Genomic DNA, 12,151 nt, shown 5'->3' with positions numbered 1-12,151 from the left:
GGATTTCATCCCGCCGCAACAATCCGGCGCGCCGGCCGCCCGGGAAGGACGGCCGGCGCGCCGGGGCCGTTCAGGTGATCACTTCACCCGTTGCACGGTGAGTTCCGTGATGCCCGGGTGCGGCCGGGGCTTGCCGCCCGCGGCCGGGGTCCGGTCGCCCTCGACGGTGACCCGTACGTACCGGGCGGGGCTGCGGCCCGCGTACCCGGTGCCCGTCCAGTGCTTGCCGTCCCGCGAGACCTGGACGTTGTAGGACCTGGGGCGGGTGGCCGTCCAGTGCGGGGTGATCCGGCCGACGCGGGTGGTCCGGCCGAGGTCGACGGTGAGGGTGCCGGTGGCGGAGGCGGGAACCCAGGCGGTGGTCGTGTTGCCGTCCACCGCCGCGGGCGCGTACAGGCCCGGCTCCTCGGAGGTCGCCGTGGCGGGGGCGCAGCGGGCCGCGTTCGAGGTCGCGTCCAGGTCGGGGCGGCGGGTCTTGAGGACGGCCGGCACGCCCCGGCTGACGAGCTGCTCGCCGCGCGGCGTCTCGATCCGCATCGGCGCCCCGGCGGTGAGCCGCACCGTGGTGTGGTCGGCGCCGATCGCGACGTCGAAGGTCCGGCCCTGCCAGTGCAGACCCCGCAGGGTGACGCCCTCGGACAGCTGCGGCGGCAGCGTCGGGTCCAGACGCACCCGGTCCTCGCGCAGCCGCAGGCCGGTCAGCCCGTGGGTGAAGGTCTGGAGGAAACCGCCCTTGCCGGTGAGGAAGTCCTGCGCGGGCTTCCCGGCGTGCGGGTCGTCGGCGCCGGCTTTGGTGCCGCGCGCCTCGGAGAACTCCGCGAACGGCCCGCGGACGAACGGCTTGATGGACCGCATCAGATAGCTGTACGTGGCGCAGCCGGGCTCACCGATCGCGGCGGCGTCGATGGCGTGCACCGAGTCCGTCATGGCCGGGCCGTCCGGGTCGGTGTGCGCGGCGTAGAAGTCCAGCGTGCGGGACGCCCTGGCCCGCGACATCGGCCATTCCAGGGGGTACATCAGCAGCACGGTGTCGGCCTGCTTGATGGTGGTGCCCCGGTAGCCGGCGTACTGCTCGTAGACCTTGTTCCTGGTGTCGTAGGGGATCCGCAGCTTGTCGGCGAGGGTCCGCCAGGAGGCGGGCGCCCGCTCGCCGAGGACGGCGGCGACCCGGGTGGCGTTGCGCAGCGCGGTGGCGGCGCCGGCGTTGGTGAAGACGCCGTCGGTGACGCCGTTGCTGTACTCGTCGGGTCCGGCGACGTTCTTGATCGAGTAGCTGCCGTCGGTGTTGCGGGTGGCGCGGGAGGCCCAGAACTCGGCGATGCCCTTGAGGACCGGCCAGCCGCGTGACCGCAGCCAGGCGGTGTCCTTGGTGGCGAGGTAGTACTGCCAGGTGGCGAGGGAGATGTCGCCCATGAGGTGGTTCTGGGTCCTGCAGTGCGGCGGGTCCCAGCTGTGGCACTCGTTCCACAGATCGCCCTTGCTGCCGCTGGTCCACGCGTAGAACAGCCCGTCGTAGCCGAGCTTGCGGGCGTTGGCGCGGGCGCCCTCGCGGGTCTTGTAGCGGTAGTCGACGATCGACCTGGCGAGCGCGGGGTGGGTGGCCAGCAGGCCGGGGTACATCCAGGTCTCGGCGTCCCAGAAGATCTCACCGGCGTAGTTGTCGCTGGTCAGGCCGGTGGGGCCGATGCTGTTGTCGCTGCCGGCGCGGGTGGCGGACAGCAGCCCGTACTGCGCGGAGCGCACCCAGGACTGCAGCGCGCGCTGCCCCTTGACCTCGATGTCGCTGCGCCACAGCCGCTGCCAGGCCGCGGTGTGCCGGGCGAACAGGTCCGCCCAGCCGCGGGCCGCGGCCCGGCGCGAGGCGGCGTCGGCGTCGGCGCGCGGGGAGCGGGAGGTGAGCGCGGTGTCCACGCCGACGTACTTGGTCAGCTCGTACGAGCTGCCGCTGCGGACCGGGAAGGTCACGCGCTGATGGTTGCTCAGGGTGTCCGTCCGCGGCGCCTGCCCGGGGCGGGCCGCGTCGATGCCGGGGCCGGTGCGCAGGGTGGAGGCCACCGCGCCCTCGGTCCTCGTGCCGTCCGTGCGGAAGGAGACGTCCATCGTGCGGCCGCCGTCCCGGCCGCCCGCGGAGGCGGAGCCGGCCGGCGCCATTCGGCGGGCGCCGCGCCCGTCGAGGGTGTCGGTGACCGTGGCGGGGCCGCTCCAGTGGGGCGTCATCCGCAGCCGTACGGCGCCGGTGTGCGGGTCGTTGCGGTCGGCGAGCACCTCGTAGACCAGGTCGGTGCGGCGCCCGTCGGCGGCCGTCCAGGTCAGCGAGGTACGGACGAAGCCGCAGCGCAGCGAGAGGGTCTGGCGGTAGTTCGAGATCCGGCCGGGTGCGGTGGCGGAGGAGAAGGTGTCGGGGTGGGCGCCGCCGGTGGCGACGTCGAGGGTGGTCCAGGTCGGCAGGGCGGCGACGGCCTGGCGGCCCTGGACGTTCTTGGGCCCCTTGGCGTAGAGCCCGGCGACGAACGAGCCGTCGTACTCGGGGGTCTTCAGCGGCCAGCCGGTCTCGCCGCCGGGGGCCGCGTATCCGGTGCCGTTGGGGGGCACCCGCTGGCCGAGGTAGCCGTTGCCGACGTAGGCGTGGTGACTGTCCTCGGGATCGATCCGGGTGGCGGTGGCGCTCCAGCCGTCGCCGCGCTCGCAGGAGTCCCGCGGGGCGGGCGGGCCGGGCACCGGGTGCGGCGCCGACGCGGACGCGGGCAGCGGGGCGAGGAGCGCGACCAACGCGCCCGCCAGGAGCGGCGCGACCAGCCTGCGGGGGCGGCGCGCGGCGGGCCGGGGCGCCGCCGGCGGCTCGGGCGGGTGGTCAACGGGGGGTGGTGCCGAGAGTTCCATGGTTCTCCGTCGTCCGGGCATGGGGCCGCACCGCGTCCTGCGGTGCGGACTCCACCGTGAACATCATCAGGCCCCCGCCTGCACGGCACCCTAGGGCGCATCCCCCGTTCGGGTCACGGCCCGCCGGCGCCATATCGCTCCGATTGGCCAAAAGGGCCGCACTTACGGCACACTTTTAGACTGACCAGTCAGATCAAAAGGGGAGGGGTTTGTGAACACCACCCGCCAGGGGGCGGCGGTCAGCGCCAGAGGGATCGGAGTGCGGGGGCCACGGGGGTGGGCCTTCAGAGGCGTCGACATCACCGCGGACGCGGGCGCACTGATCGCCGTGCAGGGCCCGTCGGGTTCCGGACGCACCTGCCTGCTGCTCGCCCTCACCGGCCGGATGCGGATCACCGAAGGCACCGCCACGGTCGCCGGATTCCCGCTGCCCAAGCGGATCGGGACGGTACGCGGCCGTACCGCCGTCGCCCACGTACCGGGCGTCGCCGAGCTGGAGCCGGCCCTCACGGTCGGCGAACACCTCAAGGAACAGGCCCTGTTGGGGCGGCGCCTGAAGGGCTCGCTGCCCTTCGGCAAGCGCCACCGGGAGGCCACCCGGGCCCGGATCACCGCCGCCCTCGCGGCCGCCGGACTCGACCCCGAGACCCTCCCCAAGGGCCTGCGGACGGCCGTCCGCGACCTGGAGCGGCTGGAGGCGCTGCGCCTGTCGATCGCGCTCGCCGTGATGCACGCCCCGCACCTGCTGGCCGTCGACGACGTCGACCTCAAGCTCTCCGCGGCCGAACGCGACCTGGCCTGGGACCTGTTGCGGGACCTCACCCGGCAGGGCCTGACCGTCGTGGCGGCCGGCAGCGACGCGCCGGCGGACGCGCTGGTCGTCCGCACCACGCAGACCGGCACCCGGGCCGACGGCCCCGCCGACACCCCGGCCGGCCCGCCGGCCCCCGTTCCGGACGACACCCACACTCCCGAGGAGGAAGCGGCGCATGCGTTCGCCGAGACTGGCCGCGCTTGAGCTCAGGCGCTTCGGCAGGGGGAAGCTGCCCCGGCTGGGGCTGGTCGCCCTGATGCTGATCCCCCTGCTCTACGGGGCCCTCTACCTCTGCTCCTTCTGGGACCCCTACGCCCGCCTGGACAAGATCCCGGTGGCTCTGGTCAACGAGGACCGGGGCGCCACCGCCGGCGGCAAGAAGATCACCGCGGGCGAGGACCTGACCGAGAAGGTCACCGACAGCAAGACCTTCGACTGGCAGGAGGTCAGCGCCGCGGACGCCGCCAAGGGCGTCGAGAACGGCACGTACTACCTCTCGCTGACCGTCCCGAAGGACTTCAGCGAGCGGATCGCCTCCAGCTCCGGTGACGACCCGCAGACCGGCGCGCTCCAGGTCCGGACGAACGACGCCAACAACTACGTCGTCGGCTCGATCTCCAAGACGGTGTTCTCCGAGATCCGGGCCAAGACGTCGGCGACCTCGACCCGGGGCATGCTCGACAAGATCTTCGTGTCCTTCTCCGACCTGCACGACAAGACCGCCGAGGCGGCGGACGGTGCCGGCAAGGTCGACAAGGGCCTCGGCACGGCCAAGGACAAGACCGGCGAACTGGCCGACGGGCTGGGCAAGCTCGACCAGGGCTCCGGCGCGGTCAGCAAGGGCGCGGGCCAGGTCAGCGACGGCACGGCGAAGGCCGCGTCGAAGGCCCGGCAGCTCAGCCAGGGCGCCGGCCAGGTCGCGGACGGCACCCAGCAGCTCGCCGAGAAGGTGCAGGGCATCGCCAAGAAGGACCTGCCCTACCTCAGGGCGCACGGCCAGGAGATCGGCGAGAAGGCGCAGACCGTCGCCGACCTCACCCAGCGGCTCGACGAGGACCTCAGCAAGCTGCCGGGGGACTCCGCCCGGGCCGCCGGCCAGGCGCGCAAGAACGCCGATGACGCGGCGGAGCTGTACCGCGAGCGCTGCGGCGTCGTCGCCACCGACCCCGACTGCCCCAAGCTGAAGGCCATCGCGGACGGCACCGCCGTCGCGGCCGACGCGGCGGAAAAGGTCAACGACACCATCGGCCGCACCGACTTCGGGCAGCTGCACACCAAGCTGCGTGACCTGCACCGGATCGCTGTGACGGTGGCCGACCAGGCGCCGGGCATCGCCGACCGCGCGGACGCCGCGATCGCGAAGATCAACGCGCTCAACTCCGGTGCCCACAAGGTCTCCCAGGGCGCGGGGCTGCTCGCGGACGGCATCCACACCCTCGCCGACGGCGCCGGGAAGGTCGCCGACGGCGCGGGCAAGGTGCACAGCGGTCTCGGTGACGCCAAGGACGGCGCCGAGAAGATCACCGGCGGGCTGTTCAAGCTCAAGGACGGCTCGAACCAGCTGGCCGACGGGCTGCACAGCGGCGTCGCCAAGATCCCGGACTACGACAAGAAGGACCGCGACGCCCGCACCGAGGTGATGGCCGACCCGGTCGCGCTGGCCGCCAAGTCGCTGCACAAGGCGCCCAACTACGGCACCGGCCTGGCGCCGTACTTCATCCCGCTGTCCCTCTGGGTCGGCGCGATGGTCGCCTTCATGCTGCTGCAGCCGCTGGGCAAGCGCGCACTGGCCGCGGGCGCCCCCGGCTGGCGGATCGCGCTGGGCTCCTGGCTGCCGGCCTACGCCGTCGGCGTCGTCCAGGTGCTCGCCCTGATGGCCGTGCTCCACTGGGGCCTCGGCCTGGAGATGGCCCGCTCGGGTGCCACCGTCGGCTTCCTGCTGCTGGCCACGGCCTGCTTCACCGCCCTCATCCAGCTGCTGAGCGCCTTCTTCGGCCCGGCCGGCCGGGTGCTGACGCTGGTCGTCCTGATGCTCCAGCTGACCTCGGCGGGCGGCACGTACCCGGTGCAGACCAGCCCCGGTTTCTTCGCCGCCATCCACCCGTTCCTGCCGATGAGTTACGTCGTCGACGGCCTGCGCCGCCTGATCACCGGCGGTGACCTCACCGTCGTCTGGCAGGGCTGTGCGGTCCTCGCGGCCTTCACCCTCGGCGCGCTGGCCCTCACCGCCCTCACGGCGCGCGGCCGGCAGGTCGTCCGGATGAAGGACCTGCACCCGGAGCTCAGCCTGTGAACGGACGTGGGGAGCGAACCGTGCAGAGGTGCGCACCGGGCACCTGCCGAGTCGAGCGAAGCGAGCTTCCGGCATGAGCGCCGCTCCCGTCGGCCTCCGGGGCGGTGCCGTCAGCGGCACCGCCCCGGGGGCCGCCCCCGGTCCCCGTCGCGCCTCCACCCGCCGGCGGCTCTTCGACGCCGCCGTCACCCTCATCGCCGAACAGGGCTTCTCCGCCACCACCGTCGACGAGATCGCCGAGCGCGCCGGCGTCGCCAAGGGCACCGTCTACTACAACTTCGCCAGCAAGAACGTCCTCTACGAGGAGCTGCTGCGGGACGGCATCGACCTGCTGGCCGACTCCCTGCGCCGGGCCGCCGACTCGGCAACGGCCCGCGGCGGCACCCGGGTCGACGCCCTGGACGCCATGATCCGGGCGGGCCTGGACTTCATCGCCCGCTCCCCCGCCCTCACCCAGCTCTACGTGGCCGAACTCTGGCGCACCAACCGCAGCTGGCGCGCGACCGTGCAGTCGGTGCGCGGCCGGGCCCTGGGCGTCGTCGAATCCGTGCTGCGGGACGCCGTACGGGACGGCGAACTCGCCGACGAGCTCGACGTCCCGCTCACCGCCTCCGCCCTCCTCGGCATGGTCCTGGTCGCCGCCCTGGACTGGCTGTCCTTCCAGCCGCACCGGTCGGTGGAGGACGTCCACGCGTCGTTGTCGCGCCTGGTGCAGGGACGGGTCGGGGCGACGACGGGCCGCTGACGCCCGCCGCGCCACCGCCCGCCGCCCCGTCAGTCCGCCAGGTGCGTCGGGGCGAACATCCGCAGCCGGGCCGGCAGCACGACCACCGACGGGCCCGGGGCGGCGAACGCGGCCGCCAGGTCCGTGCGCAGCCGGTCCGGGCTCGTACGGACCGCGGGGACGCCGAAGGACTCGGCCAGCGCCACGAAGTCCGGCCGGGCCAGCTCCGTCGCGGTGGCCCGGCCGAACGCGTCGGTCATGTACTCGCGCAGGATGCCGTAGCCGCCGTCGTCGACGATCAGCCAGGTCACCGGCAGGTCGTACTGCCGGGCGGTGGCCAGCTCGGCGATCGAGTACATCGCGCCGCCGTCGCCGGAGACCGCCAGCACCGGCCGCTCCGGGTCGGCGACGGCCACCCCCAGCGCGGCCGGGAAGCCGTAGCCCAGACCGCCGGCGCCCTGCGCGGAGTGCAGCGCATTGCTGCGCCGCGGGTCGAAGGCGGACCAGGCCCAGTACGCGAGGATCGTCATGTCCCAGCAGCTGACCGCGTCATCGGGCAGGGCGTCCCGCACCGACGCCAGCACCCGCTGCTCCAGGTCGAGGTCCTGCCCGGCGAGGCGGTCCCGCACCCGGCCGAGGAGGCCGGAGACGGCGGCCTCGGGGGACACCTCGCGGGCCGCCCCGGTGCCGTCCCCCGCGGTGCCGCCCTCGTACCGCGCGACCTCCTCGACCAGCGCGGACAGCGCCAGCCGGGCATCGGCGTGCAGGCCGAGCGCGGCGTGGTTCGACTCCAGCTTGCCCAGGTCGGCCTCGATCTGCACGACCCGGCCGCGCGGCCGGAAGGTGTGGTAGTTCGAGGACAGTTCGCCCAGCCCGGAGCCGACGACCAGCAGGGTGTCGGCGTCCTCCAGGAAGGACGTGGTGTGGCGGTCCTCCAGCCAGGACTGCAGCGAGAGCGGGTGCTCCCAGGGGAAGGCGCCCTTGCCGCCGAAGGTGGTGGCCACCGGCGCCCGCAGCCGCTCGGCGAGCGCCAGCAGCTCCGCCTCCGCCCCGGCCCGGACGACTCCGCCACCGGCCAGGATCACCGGCCGCTCGGCGCGCGCCAGCCGTTCCGCGGCCGCCGCGACGAGTTCCGGCCGGGGCGCCAACTCCCTGGGCTCGACGCCCAGTCCGGCCACCGGCGGCACGTCGACCGGTGCCAGCAGCACGTCCTGCGGGATCTCCAGCCACACCGGGCCGTGCGGGGTGCTCAGCGCCGACTCCCAGGCGGCGGCGACCGCGGACGGGATCTGCGAGGCGGTACGCGCGGTGTGGACGGACTTCACCACGCCCCGGAACGAGGCGCTCTGGTCGGTGAGTTCGTGCAGGTAGCCGTGGCGGCCGCCGCCGAGGCCGGCCAGCGGCACCTGGCTGCCGACGGCCAGGACGGCGGCCGAGGCGGCGGCCGCCTCCTGCAGCGCGGCCAGCGTCATCAGGGCGCCGGGCCCGGTGGACACCAGCAGCGGCGCGACGCCGTGCGTGGCCCTGGCGTACGCGTCCGCGGCGAAGCCCGCGTTGTTCTCCACCCGCAGCCCCACGTAGCGCAGCGCGGAGCGGCGCAGGGCGTCGAACACCCCGAGGGCGTGCTGGCCGGGCAGTCCGAAGACGGTGGTCGCGCCCAGCGCGGTCAGCGACTCGACGACCAGGTCGCCTCCGTTGCGCGGCGGCTGCGTGGGGGCGGGAGGGGTGGTGCTCATGGTGCGTCGGCTCTCCGTGATCCGTGTTCGTCGGGCAGGGGCGGGGTGTTCGGTGCTCAGCGGCCGGAAGGGCTCGCGGTCGCGGACGGGCCCGAGGGGGCGAGGCGTTCGGCCCCGGCGGCGTCCGGACGGCCGGCCAGCCGGGCGCGCCAGGCGTCCAGCACCGCGGCGTCCGTCGGCCGGGTGGCCAGGCTGACCGCCACGTAGGCCACTAGCGAGGCGAGCAGCCCGTAGTAGATCGGCTCGTTGGCGAGGACGCCGAGCGACAGCATCAGCCCGACGACGGTCAGGCCGCCGACCGCGACGGCGGCGAGCGCGCCGGCCACCGTGCCGCGCTTCCACAGCAGCCCGCCCAGGATCGGCACCAACAGGCCGCCGACCAGCAGGTTGTAGGCGACGGTGAGGGCCTCGACGACGTTGTTGAGGGCGAGCGCGATCACGATGACGGCGAGGCCCATCAGCAGGATGAAGGCCCGGTTGCCGCGGACCTCGTCCTGCGGCTCCCCCGGCCCGCCGGGCCCGGCGTCCCCCGCGTGCGGGACGTCGGCGGCGGGGCGCTGCCGCCGCACGACTCCCCTGATCCGCGCCCATATGTCGTTGTTGGCGACGGTGGCGCAGGCGATCAGCGCGCCCGAGGACGTGGACATCACCGCGGACAGCGCCGCGGCCAGCACCAGCCCGCGCACGCCCACCGGCAGCGCGTCCTTGACGATCGTGGCGAAGGCGTCGTCCGGGCTGCCCAGGTGCGGGTAGAGCACCTTGGCCGCGGTGCCGATGACCGCACCGGCCACGGCGTAGACCAGACAGTACGTACCGGCCGCGGTGCCGCCGAGGCGCGCCACCCTGTCGCTGCGCGCGGTGAACACCCGCTGCCAGATGTCCTGCCCGATCAGCATGCCGAAGGAGTAGATCAGCACGTAGGTGAAGACCGTCTGCCCGCCGATGCCCAGCGGCGCGAAGTAGTCGTCCGGCAGCTGCGCCTTCATCTCGGCGAAGCCGCCCGCCTTGACGACGGCGACGGGCAGCAGGAGCAGCAGCACGCCGATGGTCTTCACGACGAACTGCACCATGTCGGTGAGGGTGATCGACCACATGCCGCCGAGCGTCGAGTACGCGACGACGATCGCCCCGCCCAGGATGATCGCGAGCGCCCGGTCCAGGCCGAAGAGGACGTCGAAGATGGTCGCGTAGGCGAGGGTCGAGGTGACCGCCAGCATCAGCGTGTACGCCCACATCACGACGCCGGAGATCAGCCCGGCGGAGCCGCCGTAGCGCAGGTCCAGCATCTCGGAGACCGTGTAGACCTTCAGCCGGGCGATGCGGGCCGAGAAGAAGACGCTCAGCGCGAGCAGGCCGAGGCCGATGGTGAAGACCATCCAGGCGCCGGAGAGGCCGTAGCGGTAACCGAGGCCGACGCCGCCGATGGTGGAGGCACCGCCGAGGACGATCGCGGCCATGGTCCCCGAGTACATCGCCGGGCCGAGGCGGCGGCCCGCGACGAGGAAATCGCTCTTGGACGTGGCGCGCCGCATTCCCCACCAGCCCATGGCGAGCATTCCGGCCAGATAGAGCACGATCACCGCATAGTCGACAGCCATGGGCCATCCCTTCCTGCTGCACCGAGGGAGTGAGGGGCGTGGGGGGATTGAGGGGGTGTGGCTCGGGGAGTGACGGGCGCCCGGCGGGCGGGGGTCCCGGCCGGGCGCCTCGTCCCGGGGCTTGACCCTAGGAGGCGGCAAGGCGACGCTGAAGTGTACGTTTCCTCCACTCACCGGCCGCCGACGTGGAGGGTTCGCACATGCCGCACCTGCCGCACCTGCCGCGCTCGACGCCGCCACCGGCCACCCTGCCGGCGCGACCCCCGACATCCCGGCCACCCACCCCGCCGGCGCCGCCCCCGGCGTCCCGATCGTCCCCACCTCCGGTGCCAGCCATGACCTCCCCACCGTCCACGCCCGCCGCCCCGCGGGCGACGCCGCCGCCGTCCACCCCGCCGGTGCCGCTGGCGGAGCTGCTCGCGCGGACGGACCTGGGCCTGCGGCAGATAGCCGGGCCCCGGGAGGGCGTCGCGATCCACTGGGTGCACACCTCCGAGATGGCCGATCCGGTGCCGTACCTCCTGGGCGGCGAGATGCTGCTGACGGCGGGGATGCACCTGGCGGAGGTGACCGGGGGCGCCCCGGCGCTGGAGTCCTATCTGGACGGCTATGCCGCCCGCACCGTCGCGGCGGGCGCCGCCGCGCTCGGGTTCGGCATCGCCCCGGTCCACGACACGGTCCCCGCCGCGCTGGTGGCCGCCTGCGACCGCCACGGCCTGCCACTGGTCGAGGTGCCGGCGGGGACCCCGTTCACGGCGGTGGAGAGCGCCGTGTGGCAGGCCGTGACGGAGGCCCGCCACCGGGAGCTGACCCGGCTCAGCGAGGCGCAGCGCGCGCTGGCCGCGGCCGCCGCCCGGCCCGACCCGGCCGCGGCGGTCCTGCGCGCCCTGGCCCGCCATGTGCGGGGCTGGACCGCGCTGCTCGCCGCGGACGGCACGGAACACGGCTCGTCCGGTCCGCGCCCCGTCGACGCGGTACGGGCGGCGGCCGGCCGGCTCGCGCAGGTCGTCGGCGGCGACGGGGGCGGGGCCGGCACACGTGACGGCGCGGGCGGCCCGTCCTCCGCCACCGACGCACTGCCCGGTGCCCAGCTGTCCGCCTACGCGCTGACCGGGCGCGGCCCGGGCCGGCAGGCGCTCGCACTGGTGGTCGCGGCGGACCCGCACGACCCGCCCGCGCACACCATCGCGGGAGTGGCCGCCGTACTCCTGTCGCTGATCACCGGGCCCGCCGGCGACCGCGGACCGGCCGCGACCGGACACGCGGCGGCCCTGGTCCGGCTGCTCGTCGGCGCCCGCCCCGCCGAGGTCGCCCCGCTCCTCGGCGCGCCTGTCTGGACCGTCGTCCACGCCGAGCGCCGCCGGGAGACGGCCGGTTCGGCGGCCTCCCTGGCCACCGCCCTCGGCACCGCCCTCGACACCCCACTGATCGCACCGACGCTGACTGCCGAAGGGACTACGGCGGGGGTCGGGACGTCTTCGGCGGGGGTCGGGACGCCTTCGGCCGGGGCCGGGGCGTCGACGATCGGTGCCGGGGCGTCGCTCCCTGCTCCCGTCCTCCGCGCGCTGGTGCCGGGCGACCTTGAGATCACCGCGCAGCCCGGCTGGACGCTCGGGGTCAGCGCACCCGTGCCCGTCGAGGAACTGCCGGCCGCCGACCGGCACGCGGCCACCGCCCTGCGGCGCGCCCTGGCCCAGCGCGCCCCCCTCGTACGCCATCGCGCCCCCGGCCCGCACGGCATCGCCTCGCTGGTCGCCGCCGACGACGCCCGGCAGCACGCCCGGGCCCTGCTCGCCCCGCTGGCCGACTCCCCGCCCCTCCTCGACACCCTGCACAACTGGCTCTCGTTGCACGGAAGTTGGGACCGCACGGCAACCTCCCTGGGCATCCACCGCAACACCGTGCGCCAGCGCATCAGCCGTATCGCCACCCTCCTCGACACCGACCTGGACGACGCCGATGTCCGTATGGAGCTGTGGTTCGCCCTGCGCTCCCTGGACCGGGACGCCACGGCCCGTCGGTGACGCGCTTGTGACCGTCAACTCCTTGAGAAACCAAGGGAGTCCGCGTCTAGACTTTGCCTGTCGTTGTGCTGCACGTGACCAC

7 protein-coding genes are annotated in these 12,151 nt (G+C 74.3%); 4 read left to right on the top strand and 3 right to left on the bottom strand.

The window, feature by feature from the left end:
* Window positions 1-78: 78 nt before the first annotated feature.
* Window positions 79-2,880: a discoidin domain-containing protein gene (locus SL103_RS05485; protein WP_069567639.1), complete on the bottom strand. Its 2,802-nt coding sequence runs from the start codon at window positions 2,878-2,880 to the stop codon at window positions 79-81.
* A gap of 211 nt (window positions 2,881-3,091) precedes the next feature.
* Here SL103_RS05485 and SL103_RS05480 point away from each other — a divergent pair, with 211 nt between their 5' ends.
* The 3 genes from SL103_RS05480 (at window position 3,092) to SL103_RS05470 (ending at window position 6,732) form a co-directional block, all read left to right on the top strand.
* Window positions 3,092-3,898: an ATP-binding cassette domain-containing protein gene (locus tag SL103_RS05480; RefSeq protein ID WP_069567638.1), complete on the top strand. Its 807-nt coding sequence runs from the start codon at window positions 3,092-3,094 to the stop codon at window positions 3,896-3,898.
* A complete protein-coding gene (locus tag SL103_RS05475; protein WP_069567637.1) occupies window positions 3,870-5,987 on the top strand; it encodes a YhgE/Pip domain-containing protein in 2,118 nt (705 codons plus the stop codon). The genes SL103_RS05480 and SL103_RS05475 overlap by 29 nt, the downstream gene beginning before the upstream one ends.
* Window positions 5,988-6,060: 73 nt before the next feature.
* Complete coding sequence (locus tag SL103_RS05470; protein ID WP_069567636.1) at window positions 6,061-6,732, top strand: TetR/AcrR family transcriptional regulator; 672 nt, start codon at window positions 6,061-6,063, stop codon at window positions 6,730-6,732.
* Window positions 6,733-6,761: 29 nt separating this feature from the next.
* On the opposite strand, the gene SL103_RS05465 is transcribed toward SL103_RS05470, so the two are convergent.
* Entirely contained in the window at window positions 6,762-8,447 is a 1,686-nt protein-coding gene (locus SL103_RS05465) for a thiamine pyrophosphate-binding protein (protein ID WP_069567635.1), read from the bottom strand.
* Window positions 8,448-8,503: 56 nt separating this feature from the next.
* Window positions 8,504-10,045 (bottom strand): sodium:solute symporter, encoded by a 1,542-nt coding sequence (locus SL103_RS05460; protein ID WP_069567634.1) that lies wholly within the window; start codon window positions 10,043-10,045, stop codon window positions 8,504-8,506.
* Between the two features lie 335 nt (window positions 10,046-10,380).
* On the opposite strand from SL103_RS05460, the gene SL103_RS05455 reads away from it, so the two are divergent.
* Window positions 10,381-12,069 (top strand): PucR family transcriptional regulator, encoded by a 1,689-nt coding sequence (locus tag SL103_RS05455; RefSeq protein WP_069567633.1) that lies wholly within the window; start codon window positions 10,381-10,383, stop codon window positions 12,067-12,069.
* The last annotated feature ends 82 nt before the right edge of the window (window positions 12,070-12,151 follow it).

The organism is Streptomyces lydicus (genome assembly GCF_001729485.1).
Classification (GTDB): Bacteria; Actinomycetota; Actinomycetes; order Streptomycetales; family Streptomycetaceae; genus Streptomyces; species Streptomyces lydicus_D.
Note: the sequence above shows the minus strand (reverse complement) of the source record. Positions and strands in the feature narration are given on the sequence as shown.